The sequence below is a fragment of the Streptomyces sp. NPDC007164 genome (genome assembly GCF_040634135.1).
GTDB classification, from domain to species: Bacteria; Actinomycetota; Actinomycetes; order Streptomycetales; family Streptomycetaceae; genus Streptomyces; species Streptomyces sanglieri.
On sequence record NZ_JBEYFB010000008.1, the window covers coordinates 1 to 15,914 of the forward strand.

Sequence of the window (15,914 nt, forward strand, 5' to 3'; positions counted from 1 at the left end):
TGGTGGGCGCGTACGGAACGGCGGTCGTGATCAGCAGGAGGTGAGGGGGGGGGCGGGGGGGTGGGGGCGCCCCCACCCCGCGGCGGTCACGCCAGGCGCCGTGCGTTGGCGTCGATCGCGTCCCGCAGGTGCTCGGCCAGGCCCGGCCGCATCGACTCGTAGAACGCGCGGAAACCCGGGTCGGACACGTACATCCCGGCGAGCCCCTGGTGGATCTCGGTGGTGCACTCGTAGAACCACTTGCCGATGTGCAGCCGGTGGGCCTCGGCCAGGTCCATCGCCCGCTCACCGGTGGCCGGCTCCCCGGCCTCCATCAGCGCGTCGTAGGCGGCGCCCCACTCGGCGACCTCCGCCTGCATCCGCTTCCAGTCGTCCTTGGTGTACCCGGCGGCCCGGCGCTGCGACTCGGCGTGGGCGTCGGTGCCGCCCCAGCGGCGTTCCGCCTCCTCGGCGTGCTCCTCGGGGTCCTTGCCCCCGAAGACCTCGAACTTCTCCTCGGGCGTGAGGTTGATGCCCATCTTCCGTGCCTCCATGGCTGTTTCGACGGCGGCGGCCATTCTTCGCAGTTCGGCGATCCGGTCGGAGAGCAGCCGGTGCTGTCGCCGCAGGTGCTCCTGCGGGTCCGCTCCCGGATCGTCGAGCAGTACCGCGATCTCGTCGAGCGGGAAGCCGAGTTCCCGGTAGAACAGGATCTGCTGGAGCCGGTCGAGGTCGCCGTCGTCGTAACGGCGGTGCCCGGCCCGGCTGCGCCCGCTGGGCGAGAGCAGTCCGATTCCGTCGTAGTGGTGCAGGGTGCGCACCGTGACTCCGGCGAATCCGGCGACCTGTCCCACGGGGTACTCCATGGCTTCCCCGCTCCCTTCTCCGATCGGGTACGTAGCGAGCCTGAGCCCTGACGTGACGTGAGGTGCAAGCCCGAAATGCCGTCACCCCGGCGCCATTAGGGCGGTTATGTGCCTTTTGTATCGTTATGGTGAGCCGATGGCCATCGATTCCTCCGTGCCCGCCGGACCCGTGCCCGAGTCCACCCCCGTACGGCGGCTGCTGCCCGTCATCGTGCCCGCACTGGCCGTCGGGGTCCTCTCCGCCCTCGTCCTGCTCGGCGTCAGCCTGCTCGCGGAGAGGCTTCAGGACGTGCTCTGGGAGACGCTCCCCGACGCGCTCTCCGTCGGCCGCTACTCCACGCTCTGGATGATCGTGATGCTCACCGTGAGCGGGCTGGCGGTCGGGCTGCTCGTCCGGGTGGTGCCCGGTCACGCGGGCCCCGATCCGGCGACCACCGGGCTGGTCGATCCGCCGCTGCCGCCGGGCGTGGTCCCGGGGCTGCTGCTGGTCACGGCCGTGACCCTGGCGGGCGGGGTCAGCCTCGGCCCGGAGAATCCGATCACGGCCGCCAACATCGCGCTGGCCTTCTGGCTCGGCCGCCGTTTCGTGCCCGGCACTCCGATGGAGCTCTGGCTCTCGCTCGCCGCGGCCGGCACCATTGGGGCGCTCTTCGGCACCCCGGTCGGCGCCGCACTGATCCTCACCGAGACCCTCACGGAGCGCGCCGGACCGGGCGCGCTCTGGGACCGCCTCTTCGGCCCGCTCGCGGCGGGCACCGCGGGTGCGCTCACCATGACGCTGCTGGCCCACCCCAGCTTCGACCTGGCACTGCCGGCCTACGACGGCCCGCACTGGGGCGACCTGCTCTCCGCCGTCGTGATCGCCCTGGCGGGGGCGGTGCTCGGCATGCTGGCCGTGTACGCGCTCCCGTACGCGCACCGGTTCTTCCGGGCCCTGAAGCACCCGGTCCTGGCGCTGACGGCCGGCGGGCTGCTGCTCGGACTGCTGGGCGCGCTGGGCGGCCATCTCACCCTGTTCAAGGGGCTCGACGAGGTGAAGGAGCTGGCCGCCGACCCGAGCGGATGGCCGGCCGGGCAGTTCGCGGTCATGGCCGTGGTGAAGACGGCCGCGCTGGTGATCGCGGCGAGCTGCGGCTTCCGGGGCGGGCGGATCTTCCCCGCCGTCTTCGTGGGCGTCGCGCTGGGGCTCTGCGCCCACGCCCTGGTCGCCTCGGTGCCGGTGGCACTGGCGGTGACCTGCGGGGTGCTGGGGATGCTGCTGGCCATCACCCGGCAGGGCTGGCTGAGCCTGTTCACCGCGGCGGTGCTGGTGAGCGACGCGGCCGTGCTGCCGATGCTGTGCGTCGCGTCGCTGCCCGTCTGGCTGCTGGTGACCGGGCGGCCGCAGATGCAGCTGCACGAGGACGGTACGCCGCTGAAGTGAGCCCGGACCCCTCCCGGACCGGGCGCCGCCTCCCGACGCGCTGAACGCCCGTCTCTTCCGTATCGTCGCATCCGGATCGATTCATTCGGGTTTGCGAAGTTCACCCGGGCCATCAAGGACGGCCTCACCGCCGAGAGCTGAAAGGACCGCCCCCGATGCCTCTCCACAAGGGGTCGCCCCAGACCACGGAACCGTCCGACGCCCGCCGCCGACTCGCCCTCAACCCGTTCTACGGGGAGGCCGACCCGGCCGCGGGCATGGAGTCGGCGCCGCCCCGGCACAAGCTGCCCGACGGGCCGATGCCGCCGTCGACCGCGTACGGCCTGGTCCACGACGAGCTGATGCTCGACGGCAACTCACGGCTCAACCTCGCCACCTTCGTCACCACCTGGATGGAGCCCCAGGCCGGGGTGCTGATGGCCGAGTGCCGCGACAAGAACATGATCGACAAGGACGAGTACCCGCGCACCGCCGAGCTGGAGCGGCGCTGTGTGGCGATGCTCGCCGACCTCTGGAACGCCCCCGACCCCTCGGCCGTCGTGGGCTGTTCGACGACCGGCTCCAGCGAGGCCTGCATGCTCGCCGGAATGGCGCTGAAGCGCCGCTGGGCGACCAGGAACGCCGACCGCTATCCGGCGGCCGCCCGGCCGAACCTGGTCATGGGCATCAATGTGCAGGTCTGCTGGGACAAGTTCTGCAACTTCTGGGAGGTCGAGCCGCGGCTGGTCCCGATGGAGGGCGACCGCTTCCATCTCGACCCGCAGGCCGCGGCCGACCTCTGCGACGAGAACACCATCGGCGTCGTCGGCATCCTCGGCTCCACCTTCGACGGTTCCTACGAGCCGATCGCGGAGCTGTGCGCGGCGCTGGACGCCCTCCAGGAGCGCACCGGCCTCGACATCCCCGTACACGTGGACGGGGCCTCCGGGGCGATGGTGGCGCCGTTCCTGGACGAGGACCTGGTGTGGGACTTCCGGCTGCCGAGGGTCTCCTCCATCAACACCTCCGGGCACAAGTACGGCCTGGTCTACCCGGGCGTCGGCTGGGTGCTGTGGCGCTCACCCGCAGAGCTGCCCGAGGAGCTGGTGTTCCGGGTCAACTACCTGGGCGGCGACATGCCGACCTTCGCGCTGAACTTCTCCCGGCCCGGCGCGCAGGTGGTCGCGCAGTACTACACCTTCCTGCGACTGGGCCGGGATGGTTACCGGGCCGTCCAGCAGGCGTCCCGGGACGTGGCGCGCGGGCTCGCGGAACGGATCGAGGCGATCGGCGACTTCCGCCTCCTCACCCGGGGCGACCAGCTGCCCGTCTTCGCGGTGACGACCGCGCCGGGGGTGGAGGCGTACGACGTCTTCGACGTGTCGCGGCGGCTGCGCGAGCAGGGCTGGCTGGTGCCCGCGTACACCTTCCCGGCCAACCGGCAGGACCTGGCGGTGCTGCGGGTGGTGTGCCGCAACGGTTTCTCGTCGGACCTCGCCGAGCTGCTGCTGGAGGACATCAAGGTGGTCCTCACCGACCTGCGCCGCCAGCCGCACCCGATGAGCCGCGACCGGCAGACGGCGACGTCCTTCCACCACTGAGACGTCCTTCCGCCACCGGGACGTCCTCCCAGCCGGTCCGCCGCCGAGCGGGGTCAGCGCTCCTTCGCGTAGGGATTCTCCTGCCCCTCGGCGAGCACCCCGACGAAGGGCTCGCCCTCCCCCGCGAAGGTGTACGCCCCGCCCTCGATGCGGGCGATCAGCCCGCGCGTCCACTCGGCCCCGGCGTCCGCCGAGTGGACCCACATGTTCATGATCTCGCCGATGTGGCCGATCGACTCGGGCCCGGCCTCCGGCGTGTAGTACTCCGTGACCGTGGCCCGCCAGGCCGCGAGACCGGCGACCCGCTCCTTGAGCAGCGCGACCGCCTCGGCCCGCTCCAGGTCGACGATCCCGCCGAGGGCCGCCGAGAGCAGGTCCGGCTTCTGGTCGTACGAGGTCAGCGCCGCGCGCAGCAGCGTGAAGTACTCCTCGTCACCCCGCCCGGTGATCTCGTACTCGGTACGGGGCGGGCCGCCCGCCGTGCTCGGGGCGGTCTCGTGGGCGAGCAGCAGTCCCTGCTTCGCCATCTGCTTCAGTGCGTGATAGACCGACCCGGGCTTGGCGTTGGACCACTCGTGCGCGCCCCAGTACTCCAGGTCGTTGCGGACCTGATAGCCGTGTGCCCGGCCGTGCTGACGCACGGCGCAGAGGACCAGGAGCCGGATCGCGGACATCTCACGCACCTCTTCTACTCAACTTTGATTAGAGTAGCCCTTCGCCTCGGCGACCAGCTCGAACGCGGTCCGGCCGTCCAGGGACTCCCGGATGATGTCGGCGTGCCCGGCGTGCCGGGCGATCTCCTCGACGAGGTGGGCCAGCAGCCAGCGCATCGAGACCCGCCCGTCCTTCGGGAACCAGGGCGCCTCCGGCAGCGGGAAGGTGTCGTCCAGACTGGGCACCGAGCGGATGAACTCCTCCTCCTCGGCCACGACGCCGTCCCAGAACTTCAGCACCTGCTCCACCGTCTCGTCGCCGACGAGCCGGAAGCCGTCCGCCCAGGTGGTCTCGTTCCGGACGAGCTCGTTCAGCTGCTGCTGGGCCATCCGCAGCCAGTTCAGCTCGACCTCGGCGACATGCTTGGCCAGTCCGGAGAGGGAGAGCTCACTGGCGCTGGGCCGGCTCGCCGCCTGCTCCTCGGTCAGCCCGATCAGGGAGCGCCGGATCGCGCCGCGCTGGGCCTCGATGAAGGAAAGGAACATGCCGCGCTCGTCGCCGGGGGCTTCCGAGGGAACGTGGGTGACCATGGTGTCCGCCTTGATGATCCGTGCCGGTTCTTTCTGACACCGACCAAACTACGGACCCTTGCGGTCAGCCTCTGTCCTCAACTCGAGAATCAGAACGGGAATTCGCTTCGGCCGTGCTGGATCGAGATCCATCGCTGGGTGGTGAAGGCCTCGACGGTCGCCTCGCCGTTCAGCCGGCCGAGCCCGGAGGACTTCTCGCCGCCGAACGCCACCAGCGGATCGTCCTGCACGGTCGAGTCGTTGACATGGAACATCCCGCTGACGATCCGCCGCGCGAACCGCACCCCGCGTTCGGTGCTGCCGGTGTGCACGGCGCCGCTCAGCCCGTACGGGGTGTCGTTGGCGATGCGTACGGCCTCGTCTTCGCCGTCGAATGTCAGCAGCAGCGCCACCGGGCCGAATATCTCCTGGGACAGCAGCGGTGAGCCGTCGGGGAGCCCGGCGAGCACTGTCGGCTCCACGAGGTTGCCGCGGGTCCGGCCCCGGACGAGTGCGGTGGCCCCCTCGGCGATCGCCTGGTCGACCAGTGCGGTCAGGGCGTCGGCCTGGAAGGTGTTGATGACCGGGCCGATCCGGGTCTCCGGTTCGCGCGGGTCACCGGTCTTCAGCGCGGCGACCGCGGCGGTGAACTTCTCGGTGAACTCCCGCTCGACACGGCGGTCCACCAGGATCCGGTTGGCGGCCATGCAGACCTGCCCCTGGTAGACGAAGCGGCTGTGCACGGCGGCGTCGACCGCGTAGTCGATGTCCGCGTCCTCCAGCACCACCAGGGCGCTGTTGCCGCTGAGTTCGAGGATCGTCCGCTTGAAGTGCCCGGCCGCGACCGCGCCGACATGGCGGCCGACCCGGTCCGAGCCGGCGAACGAGATCACCTTGGGCACGGGGTGCTCGATGAACGCGTCGCCGATCTCCGCGACATCGGTGATCACGACGTTGAGCAGTCCCGCGGGCAGTCCGGCGTCCGCGAAGATCTTCGCGATCAGGGTGCCGCCGACGATCGGGGCGTTCTGGTTGGGCTTGACGACTACCGCGTTGCCGAGCGCGAGGGCGGGTGCGACGGATTTCATCGCCACCAGGAAAGGGAAGTTGAACGGGCTGATCACACCGACGACACCGACGGGCAGCCGGTAGAGGCGATTCTCCTTGCCGTCCGCCAGGGCGGGCAGCAGCCTGCCGGGCGGACGCAGCGCCTGCCGGATCGCGTCGCGCAGGAATTCCTCGGCGACCCGGACCTCGTACTCCGCCTTGACGCGGGTGCCGCCGAGTTCATCGATGATCGCTTCGACGATGCCGTCGCGCAGTTCCCCGGTGATACGCAGTGCGCGTTCCAGGATTTCGCGGCGCTCGTACGGTCCGGTGGTGGCCCAGGTGCGCTGGGCGCGCTCGGCGGCGCGGTAGGCCAGGTCGACCTCCTGCGCGGTGGCAATGGTGATCGCGGCGAGTTTCTCCCCGTTGAAGGGGTTGAAATCGATGATGTCCCACGAGCCGGTTCCGGTCCGCCACTCACCGTCGATGTATTGGTCGGCCAGCTCGTAGAAGAAGGACATGCCGATCCCTTGACTCAGGTGCAACTCCCGTCGAACCGTCATCGTACTGACGAATCAGGTGAGTTGGAGTAGACCACGCAGCAGATCGCGGCTCTCCTCGGGCCCGGGGCTGTCCTCGTGGAGTCGCACCATGGCCTTTTCGTACTGAGCGACTTCTTCGGCCTTGTCCAGATAGAGCGCACTTGTCAGCTGCTCCAAATAGACAATGTCCGACAGATCGGATTCCGGGAATCGCAGCATCGTAAAAGAACCGCTCTCGCCGGCATGCCCGCCGAAACTGAAGGGCATGACCTGGAGAGTGACGTTGGGCTGTTCCGACATTTCGATCAGATGCCGCAATTGCCCGCGCATCACTTCACGATCGCCGTACGGCCGGCGCAGCGCCGCCTCGTCCAGTACGGCGTGGAGATGGGGTGCGCGTTCGGAGACGAGGGCCTTCTGACGCTCCAGCCGCAGTGCCACCCGGCGGTCGATCTCGACGGCGGGCGCGGCACCCATGCCCCGGGTGACGACCGCGTGTGCGTACGCCTCGGTCTGCAACAGGCCGTGCACGAACTGGACTTCGTACACCCGGATGAGCGATGCCGCTCCCTCCAGTCCGATGTACGTCTGGAACCAGCCCGGCAGCACATCGCCGTAACTGTGCCACCAGCCCGCCACATTGGCCTCACGCGCCAGACCGAGCAGGGCGTCGCGCTCCGCCTCGTCCGTGACTCCGTAGAGCGTGAGCAGATCCTCGACGTCCCTTGCCTTGAAGCTCACCCGTCCCAACTCCATGCGGCTGATCTTCGATTCGGAGGCCCGGATGGAGTAGCCGGCCGCCTCACGGGTGATGCCGCGCGAGTCGCGCAGCCGCCTGAGCTGCGAGCCCAGCAGGATGCGCCGCACCACAGATCCACTCGACTCGCCTGCCGCCACTGGCCCGGTCCTCCCCATCGCTTCCCTGGCATCGGGGCTCCCCCCTGAACCCCAAGTGCCGGATTCTGCCACCAAAACGCTTCAGCCCGTACTCATTCGATTACGGAAATGAGAAGCCTTCCAGAAAGCTGTGAAAATACGCGCAGGGAGAAATGACCAAGAACCGGCACGGGTTCGGACAGGTCAGGCGCGTGCACGTGCATCTGCCCTTGCATCTGCCCTACGCATTGGGAACCATGGGGCTCGCGCACCTGCGTGCTCGTTCGTGTTGTGCCGCTGTACCCCCCGCAGTTCTGATACAGCCGCGAATCCCGGGAGTGCCTCGCATGGGGACGAATGGATCGACGATGCTCGAGCCGTTACGGCAGGGGCTTCCCCCCATCGATCCCTCAGGCGTCTCCGGATCGGCCACCTGCACACTGCCCGCCCGCTACGAAGCCGTGGGCGGGGCGAGGCGGTTCACCCGGACGACGCTGAACGGATGGGGGCTCGCCGACCGGTTCGACGACGTCGCGCTGGTGGTCTCCGAACTCGTCACCAACGCCCTGCGGCACGCCCTGCCCTCGGACAGCACCGCGCCGGAGTCCCAGGACCCGCCGGTACGGCTGCACTTGATGCGCTGGAGCTCACGGCTGGTGTGCGCGGTGCGCGACCCCAGCCAGGAGAGCCCGGTCGCCTCCGAGGCGCCGGACTGCGCGGAATCCGGCCGCGGCCTCTTCCTCGTGGAGTCCTTCAGCGACTCGTGGGGCTGGCACCCCTCGCCGGAGACGGAGGGCCCGAACGCCCCGGCGTCGTCGCGCGGCAAGGTGGTCTGGGCGCTGTTCCGGCTCTCCGACGGCGTCTGATCCGCCCGGCCGCGACGAGCGGCCGGCGGTCCGGGCCGGACACCGGCCCGCGGGGAGCGCTCAGCCGCCCGCTATGAGGTGGTCGAACTCCCCGTCCTTCACGCCGAGCAGCAACGCCTCTATCTCGGCCGGCGTATAGACCAGCGCCGGCCCGTCGGGGTGGCGCGAATTCCGCATCGCCACATCTCCGTCGGGCAGTTTCGCGAACTCCACGCAGGAACCCTGGGAGTTGCTGTGTCTGCTCTTCTGCCAGACGACTCCGCGAAGCTCTGTGGCCGCCATGCCGTTGTACACGTGGTGCACAGGACGCTCCCCGAGTTGCAAGGTGCAAGTGTCAACTGTCTCGGATCATAGCTCTGTTCAAATGTACCTGCATGCGCAGATGCATGCGCGGATGCACGTGCACGCGGGGTGTTCCCGCGATTACAGCTTTACTCCGTATGGATAGACGCAGCGGACGCCGTTTCGGCTGCGTCTACCCCGGGTCGAGCTCTCCATCCCGGCGGAACCCGCTGATAACTTGGCTCGGTCTTTCGTCAACAAGGGGGAATTACAGATGCACAGGCTCGTACGGACCGGCGTGGTGATCGCCGCCGGAATCCTCTCCGCCGCGGCACTGACCGGCTGCGGCAGCGACAGCGAGAAGAGCGACGCCCCGAGCGGCTCCACCGCCTCGGATCAGCCCGGCGGGACGTCCGGCGGGTCGTCCGGCGACGACAGCGGGTCCGGGACGAACGCGGCGGCGCTGGAAGGCGGTTGGGCCGGGAAGACCGACGGCAAGGCGGTCGTCCTGTCGGTGGCGTCGGGCAAGGCCGTGCTCGTCACCGAACAGCACGCCTGCACGGGCACCGTGCAGGACGCGGACAAGGTGACGCTCACGCTGAAGTGCGTCGACGGCGCCGCCGACCGCACCGCGGGAACCGTCGAGTCCAACGACGGCAAGACCGTCGTGGTCTCCTGGGCCGGCGGGGTCGAGGACACCCTGGCCAAGACCGACCCGGGCGCCCTGCCGTCCGGCCTGCCGGACCTGGCCGACCTGCCGACCACGGCTCCCTGACGGCTGCCGCCCGGTCTTCTCAATCCTTTTGATCCGAAGGCGGGTTCGTCGGCTTCGGCTCCGGATCCGTCTTCGGAGCGGTCTTCGGAGCCGGAGCCGCATTCGGAGCGTTCTTCGGCTTTCCGTCCAGCCCCCGGGAGAAATCCTCCAGGGCTTCGAGGAGCAGGTGGGCCCCTTCCCGTACGAAGGGGTCCGCCTTCCCCTCGTCCGCGAGCTGCCGCGCGTCCCACTCCGCCAGCGCCTCGCGCACCTCGGCCCAGTCCGGCACCTTCCGCTCCCGCACCGACTTCGCCCCCTGCTCGGTGGCCCGGCGCAGCGCCCCGGCCAGGCGCGCCGCGTCCGGTACGGGGGTGGCGCCGCCGCCCGGCAGATGGGCCTCCAGGAGCATCGCGGCCCGGCCCAGCTGGGCCAGCGCGTGCTGGGTGTCGTCGGCGGCGGCACGGGACAGGCCCCGGTTGCGGACCGGTTCGTGCTGGGCGGTGGCCAGCGCCTCCTGCCAGGCGACCCGGGCCTCACGGGTGTCGAGCAGCGCGGAACGCACGTCGTCGTGGCCGCGCGCGGCCGGTTCGGCGTACTGGTCGACGACCGAGGCGGCGTACCGCCCGTCCGCCTTCAGCCAGTCCCCGAGCCTGCCGCGCAGCCTCGGGGTCTCCCAGGCCGGGTAGAGGGCGTACGAGATCATCGCGAGCAGGCCGCCGGCCAGGGTGAGGACGACCCGTTCGAGCACGGTCTGCGACCAGTCGTCGCCCGCCATCCCGAGCAGGAAGACGACGTACGCCGAGACGCAGGCCTGGCCGACCACGTACCCCGTGCCCATCAGCAGGTACATCAGCAGGGCGCAGAGCACGGAGAGCACCGCGGCCGTGGTCACCCCGGGATGGGCGGTCTGGACGATCGCGGTGGCGAGCGAGACGCCGACGATCGTGCCGCCGAACCGGGCCACGGACCGCCCGTAGGTCTGGGAGAACTCCGGCCGCATCACCATGACGGCGGCCATCGGCGCCCAGTAGCCGTGGCCGAACGGCAGCGCGGTGCCGATGAGATAGCCGACGGCCGCGACGACGGACACCCGGACGGCGTGCCGCAGGATCGGTGACCCCGGGCGCAGCTGCGCGCGCATCGCCTGCACGACGACGGGGACCAGCCGGAGCAGGGTGGGACGGCGGCGGTGCGGGGCGGGGGGCGTCCCGTCCGAGGGGATCTTGATGGCCTCGGCGGCCTCCTCGGCCTTGGCGTCCTGCTCCTTCGTCCCCTCGCCCTCGGCCGTCTCGATGACGTCGGAGAGCAGTGCGCCGAGCCGGTCGGCGGCGCGGAGCGGCGGGCCGGTGAGCAACGTTCCGGTGTCCGGTGTCTTCAGCGCGGCGACGGCGGACGGGGTCAGCTCGACCGGGTCGCCGTGCCGGATCGCGCGGGCCGCCGAGTCGAGCACCGATCCGGCGGCGGCGAGCAGCTCACGGACCCGTTCCCGCTCCGGCCCCTCGTCCGGCACCCCCAGGGACGGGTCGGCGAGCGAGGCGAGCACGGGCCTGATCCGTTCCGCGACCCCTCGGGAGCCGCGCAGCTCGGGCGGCCGCCGGCGGGCCTGGCGCGGGGTGACCGCGGCCGCGCTGCGGGCCGTCATCAGCGGCACCGGGTCGAAGGGGGCGAGCGGGTCGTGGCGCAGCCGCCGGGCGTAGTCGGCCTCGGCGGCCAGCGCGTCGGCGAGGGCGTCACGCTGGGCGCCCCATCTGCGTACCGGGAACAGGACGATCAGCGCCGCCTGCACGATTCCGCCGAACAGGATCATCATGGCGTGCACGGCCGAGTTGGCGACGGAGGTGGGCAGGGTGACCGTGACCAGCATGATCGCCACGTTGGACGCCGCGATGATGCCGGCGGTCGGGCCCGCCGCCCAGGCCAGTCCCGCGATGAACGTCCAGAGCACCAGCAGGGCGAGGAACAGCGGCAGCCGGGAGCCGGTGAGGTAGCCGAGGAACGTCGACACGGCGAGGCTCGCCCCGGAGACCAGGGCGAGTACGGGCCGGGGGCGCCAACTGCGCTGGAAGGTGGCGATGGCCGCCTGGAACGCGCCGAACGCGGAGCTCGCGGCGACCACCGGGCCGAAGAACGCGAGGCTGACCCCGATGACGAGGGCGAGACCGGCCGCGCCCCGGATCGCGATGAGCGGTTCGAGACGGCGCCGCTCGATCGACAGGCCCGAGCGGGCGGTCTCCTTCAGCGCCCGGAGCCAGCTCATGCCGAGAGCCTAACCGGAATTACCGATTGGCCCGAGTTGCCGGGAGTGCGGCAATTGCCGATTGGCCCGAGTTGCCGTGGGGGGGTGGGGGCACGACCGGGGTCCGCCGGGCGCTCCCTCGGCGGTCGCCGCGCAGGGGGCGTCCCATGCTTCTCGGTGCCCGCCGTGCAAGGGGCATCCCGTGCTTCTCGGCGCTCACCGCGCAAGGGGCATCCCGTGCTTCTCGGCGCTCACCGCGCAAGGGGCATCCCGTGCTTCTCAGCGCTTGCCCCGGCCGCCTCGGAGCTCCGGACCGTTCCCGCCCATCCGGGCCCGGTCCGCCGCCGCCGTGCCGTGGGTCCATCCGTCCAGGTCGGTGGCGCCCCGGACCCGGGTGGTCGTGGTCTCGGGGAACATCCGCTCGGCGGTGTCCGTGACGGCCATGTCCCGGGCGGCGAGGACCGGCAGCAGACCGGGGCCGCCGGGCCCCGCCGGTCCGGCCGCGGATCCGGTACCGGCCTCGGCGGCGGCGGTGACGCGGGCGGTGTCGGCGGCGAGCCTGCTGCCCAGCCGCTGGGCGTACGCCATCAGGAACGACTGCCGGAACGTCTTGGTCCGCTTGCGTCCGCCGGCCCGCTGGCCCGCCTCCGCCTTCGTCATCGCCACCGTGCCCTGGACCAGCAGGGAGGTGTGCAGCAGTTCCACGGCGTCCAGGTCCGGCTCGAAGCCGACCACCGTGGAGAAGCCGAGGTCGCTGTTCCACACCGCGCGGCAGCGGTTCGCGGCGGCGACCGCGTCGAGCAGGATCGCCTTCGCCGTCTCGTACGGCGCGTCCACCCCGATCCGGCACGCCCCCGGCGCCTCCTTGCTGTGCGTACGGGCGGCGAGCAGGGCCTCGTCGATGGAGTGCCGGGCCATCAGCTCCTGCGCCTTGGTGGTGAGGGCCTCCGCCTCCTCGGGGAAGCCGGTCGCCTCCGCCTTGGCGAGCAGGGCGCGGATCCGGGTCAGCATCCGGGGCTCGTCGTGCGCCGGCGGCAGGTGGAGCCCGTGCGGGGAGGCGCCGGGCGGCGGCCCGACCGGCTCGATCGCGGGGAGCCGGAGCAGCAGCCGGTACAGGCCGAGGACGGCGGAGGCGTAGGAGAAGCGGTCCGGCCGGTTGCGGGGCGGTGCGGCGGGCAGCCCGTCGAGCTGGCCCTGCCAGCGGGGCGGCAGCCGCTCGTACCGCGCGGTCTCCGGGACGATCAGCCCGGCGGCGAGTCCGGCCGCCGTCTCGTCGAGGTCGCGGCGGACCAGGCGTACGACATCGGCGGGCTGCCAGCCGCGCTCCCAGGCCCGGCGGACGAACTCCTCGCCGCGCCGGAACAGTTCCGCGTCGGCCGTCGGGTCGGCGGCGAGCAGGGAGGCGCCGGCGTCGAGACCGGCGTCGCCGTCCGAGTAGAGGGCTGCCGCGAATGCCTGGTCGATCACCGGTTCCATGAGGTCAGGGTAGGCAGGGTGGCACGGCGGGGCGGGAGGGGGCCGAAGATCCCGGCCGGTTCGGCGACGCCGCAGATGCGCGTGCCGGACCCCGGGAGCCCGGCCAGGATCTTCAGCCCCTTCCGGCGGCCGGCCCTGCCCCGCGGACGGACGCCCTCACCGGGCCCGGACGGACAGCGCGTTTAGTCCATCCAGCCCCACCCGCTGACGAAGTATCCGCTTTCATTCTTTCGTCATGATTTCGCATGCTTTCATCTCGCCATGAAGGCGACCAACGGAGGCGATCGGACGATGACCGGAGACCGACAGCAAAGCCCGGACGACGCACGGGTGATCACGTCACGGCGGCGCGTACTGGCAGCCGCCGCGCTCGCGCCGGTACTGACCGCGGCGAGCCCCGCCGCCGCCCGCGCCCTGCCCACCGGAACGACCGGGCCGGGGCACGGAAGACTGGTGAAGCCGGTACCGACCGAGCTGGACCACTGGGCGGGCGTCGCGAAGGCGCTCGGCCGCAGTGGCAGCATGCTGCGCGGCACGACGTACCACACGGCTTTCCCCCGGCGGGATCTGCTGGTGGTCTCCGACGGCGTCGTCGTCACCCCGGGGCTGGCACTGGGCACGCACGTGGCCTTCGTCCGCTACGCCGACGGCAGCACGATGGTCATGGGCGACGTGGTGGTCACCGAGGACGAACTCCAGCACGTGATCGACGCATGGCAGGCGAACGGGATCCAGCAGACCGCGCTCCACAAGCACCTGCTCGCCCAGACGCCCGACCTCTGGTGGGCCCATGTCCACGGACACGCCCACGACGCGGTGGCCCTGGCCCGCGGGCTGCGCGCGGGATTCGACCGCACCGGCACCCCGCCCGCGGTGGCCCCGGCCCGGCCGGCCACGGTCGATCTGGACATCGCCCGGATGGAGGCGGCGCTGGGGGCGAAGGGCTCCGTCGAGGACGGGCTCTACAAGATCGTCTTCGTGCGCCGCGAGACCGTCTCGGACGGCCATCTGATCCTGCCGCCCGGCCTGGGCTCGACCAGCGCGTTCAACTTCCAGCCGCTCGGCGGCGGCCGGGCCGCGCTCAGCGGCGACTGCGCCATGCTCGCCGACGAGGTCCCGCACGTGCTGAAGGCGCTGCGGCGCGGCGGGATCAAGCTCGTCGAGCTGCACAACCACCACCTGTCGGAGGACCCCCGCCTGTTCTTCACCCACTTCTGGGCGGTGGACGACGGCGTGCGGCTCGCCCGCGCGCTGCGCCGCGCGGTGGACGCCACCAACGTCGTACCGGGCGGCTGAGTCCGGCCGAGGACCACCGGTCACCGCCCGCCCCGCCGGCCACCGGTCACCGCCCGCCCCCGCCGGCCGCCGGACCGGATTGCGCCGGTCCAGCGACCGGCATCGTCCGATCCGTTCTGCATATGGACCAATCGGTCCGGGGCGGCGCGTGGCCCCGCGGGCGACCGGGCACCCATGTCCCGTCCAGGCCCGCGATTTCGTGAACCCCCGTCAGATCCCCCTCTGGAGCTCCGCATGGAACCAGTAGCCGGCGCACGGCACTGCCCGTTCGACTACGCCGAGGCCCTCGAATTCGACCCGGTGCTCAGGCACTTGATGACCGAAGAGCCCGTCTCCCGCATCCGCCTCCCGCACGGCGACGGCGAGGCATGGCTCGTCACCGGCTACGACGACGTGCGTACGGTGACCACCGACCGGCGCTTCAGCCGTACCGGCATCATCGGCCGGAACTTCCCGCGCATGACCCCCGAACCGATCGTGCAGGACGAAGCGATCAATGTGATGGACCCGCCGGGAAGCAGCAGGCTGCGCAGCCTGATCTCCAAGGGCTTCGCCCCCCGCCACCTGGAGCGCATGCGGGTGCGCACCCAGCACGTGGTCGACGAGCTGCTGGACCGGATGGAGGAGCACGGCACCCCGGCCGACCTGTTCGAGCACCTGGCCGCCCCGCTGCCGCTGACCACCATCTGCGAGGTCCTCGACATTCCGGAGTCCGACCGCGCCCAACTACGCGCCCACGCCCGGACCATGATGGACACCACCGTGGAGAACAAGCCCGCCGCGGTACGCGCCAAGGCCGATCTCCGCTCCTACTTCGAGACGCTGACCGCGCAGCGGCGCGCCGACCCGGGCGACGACCTGATCAGCGCGCTGGCCACCGCCCGCGACGGGGACGAGATCCTCAACGACCAGGAACTGACCGTCATGGCCATGGTCCTGCTCATCACGGGCCAGGACACCACCACGTACGAGATCGGGAACATCGCCTACACGCTGCTCACCAGGCCCGACGAGCTCGCCATGGTCCGCGACCGCCCCGAGATGCTCCCGCAGGCCATCGAGGAGCTGCTGCGCTTCATCCCCTTCCGCAAGGGTGTCGGCATCCCCCGGGTCGCCCTGGAGGACGTGGAGCTGAGCGGCGTACGGATCCAGGAAGGGGACATCGTGCACGTCTCCTATCTGACGGCCAACCGCGACGGCCGGAAGTTCGACCGCCCCGACGAGCTGGACCTGGAGCGGCAGGGACCGTCCCACATGACCTTCGGGTGGGGCGGGCACCACTGCCTCGGTGCCCCGCTCGCGGCCACGGAGCTCCAGATCGCCATCGGGACGCTGCTGAAGCGCTTCCCCGCACTGAAACTGGCGACTCCGGCCGAGGAGGTGCGCTGGAACAGGACGTCGATCTGGCGCTATCCCCTCGAACTGCCCGTCACGTGGTGACCGGGCGCTCCGACAGCCGTCATCGATG

General features: G+C 71.1%; 14 protein-coding genes. 6 read left to right on the forward strand and 8 right to left on the reverse strand.

What is annotated here, in order from left to right:
* Positions 1 to 86: 86 nt before the first annotated feature.
* Complete coding sequence (locus ABZ622_RS13660; protein WP_360542652.1) at positions 87 to 845, reverse strand: MerR family transcriptional regulator; 759 nt, start codon at positions 843 to 845, stop codon at positions 87 to 89.
* Between the two features lie 136 nt (positions 846 to 981).
* On the opposite strand from ABZ622_RS13660, the gene ABZ622_RS13665 reads away from it, so the two are divergent.
* Both ABZ622_RS13665 and ABZ622_RS13670 read left to right on the forward strand, forming a co-directional pair.
* Positions 982 to 2,268: an ion channel protein gene (locus tag ABZ622_RS13665; protein ID WP_360542654.1), complete on the forward strand. Its 1,287-nt coding sequence runs from the start codon at positions 982 to 984 to the stop codon at positions 2,266 to 2,268.
* 155 nt (positions 2,269 to 2,423) lie between these two features.
* Positions 2,424 to 3,848, forward strand: coding sequence for a glutamate decarboxylase (locus ABZ622_RS13670; RefSeq protein WP_360542656.1), 1,425 nt, complete (start codon positions 2,424 to 2,426; stop codon positions 3,846 to 3,848).
* A 53-nt stretch (positions 3,849 to 3,901) separates the two neighbouring features.
* Here the strand turns inward: ABZ622_RS13670 and ABZ622_RS13675 are convergent, their stop codons facing one another.
* From ABZ622_RS13675 to ABZ622_RS13690, 4 genes are all read right to left on the reverse strand, one after another.
* Positions 3,902 to 4,522: a PadR family transcriptional regulator gene (locus ABZ622_RS13675; RefSeq protein ID WP_360542658.1), complete on the reverse strand. Its 621-nt coding sequence runs from the start codon at positions 4,520 to 4,522 to the stop codon at positions 3,902 to 3,904.
* Between the two features lie 18 nt (positions 4,523 to 4,540).
* Positions 4,541 to 5,092 (reverse strand): DinB family protein, encoded by a 552-nt coding sequence (locus tag ABZ622_RS13680; RefSeq protein WP_360542660.1) that lies wholly within the window; start codon positions 5,090 to 5,092, stop codon positions 4,541 to 4,543.
* 89 nt (positions 5,093 to 5,181) lie between these two features.
* Positions 5,182 to 6,639: an aldehyde dehydrogenase family protein gene (locus tag ABZ622_RS13685; RefSeq protein WP_360542662.1), complete on the reverse strand. Its 1,458-nt coding sequence runs from the start codon at positions 6,637 to 6,639 to the stop codon at positions 5,182 to 5,184.
* A gap of 54 nt (positions 6,640 to 6,693) precedes the next feature.
* On the reverse strand, positions 6,694 to 7,575 hold the full coding sequence (locus tag ABZ622_RS13690; RefSeq protein ID WP_259927850.1) for a helix-turn-helix transcriptional regulator: 882 nt from the start codon (positions 7,573 to 7,575) through the stop codon (positions 6,694 to 6,696).
* Between the two features lie 329 nt (positions 7,576 to 7,904).
* On the opposite strand from ABZ622_RS13690, the gene ABZ622_RS13695 reads away from it, so the two are divergent.
* Entirely contained in the window at positions 7,905 to 8,402 is a 498-nt protein-coding gene (locus ABZ622_RS13695) for an ATP-binding protein (protein WP_360542664.1), read from the forward strand.
* Positions 8,403 to 8,462: 60 nt separating this feature from the next.
* Here the strand turns inward: ABZ622_RS13695 and ABZ622_RS13700 are convergent, their stop codons facing one another.
* Positions 8,463 to 8,705 carry a DUF397 domain-containing protein gene (locus tag ABZ622_RS13700; protein ID WP_037690973.1) on the reverse strand — a complete coding sequence of 81 codons (243 nt, stop codon included), beginning with the start codon at positions 8,703 to 8,705 and terminating at the stop codon, positions 8,463 to 8,465.
* A gap of 253 nt (positions 8,706 to 8,958) precedes the next feature.
* Between ABZ622_RS13700 and ABZ622_RS13705 the strand changes: the two genes are divergently transcribed.
* Entirely contained in the window at positions 8,959 to 9,459 is a 501-nt protein-coding gene (locus ABZ622_RS13705; protein ID WP_360542667.1) for a hypothetical protein, read from the forward strand.
* 19 nt (positions 9,460 to 9,478) lie between these two features.
* On the opposite strand, the gene ABZ622_RS13710 is transcribed toward ABZ622_RS13705, so the two are convergent.
* The gene (locus ABZ622_RS13710; RefSeq protein WP_360542669.1) at positions 9,479 to 11,695 is read right to left on the reverse strand and encodes an FUSC family protein; all 2,217 of its coding nucleotides are present in this window, start codon (positions 11,693 to 11,695) and stop codon (positions 9,479 to 9,481) included.
* Positions 11,696 to 11,953: 258 nt separating this feature from the next.
* Positions 11,954 to 13,150: a DUF2786 domain-containing protein gene (locus ABZ622_RS13715; RefSeq protein WP_360542671.1), complete on the reverse strand. Its 1,197-nt coding sequence runs from the start codon at positions 13,148 to 13,150 to the stop codon at positions 11,954 to 11,956.
* 291 nt (positions 13,151 to 13,441) lie between these two features.
* Between ABZ622_RS13715 and ABZ622_RS13720 the strand changes: the two genes are divergently transcribed.
* Entirely contained in the window at positions 13,442 to 14,446 is a 1,005-nt protein-coding gene (locus tag ABZ622_RS13720) for a DUF1259 domain-containing protein (RefSeq protein ID WP_360542673.1), read from the forward strand.
* A gap of 234 nt (positions 14,447 to 14,680) precedes the next feature.
* Positions 14,681 to 15,886 carry a cytochrome P450 gene (locus ABZ622_RS13725; RefSeq protein WP_360542675.1) on the forward strand — a complete coding sequence of 402 codons (1,206 nt, stop codon included), beginning with the start codon at positions 14,681 to 14,683 and terminating at the stop codon, positions 15,884 to 15,886.
* The last annotated feature ends 28 nt before the right edge of the window (positions 15,887 to 15,914 follow it).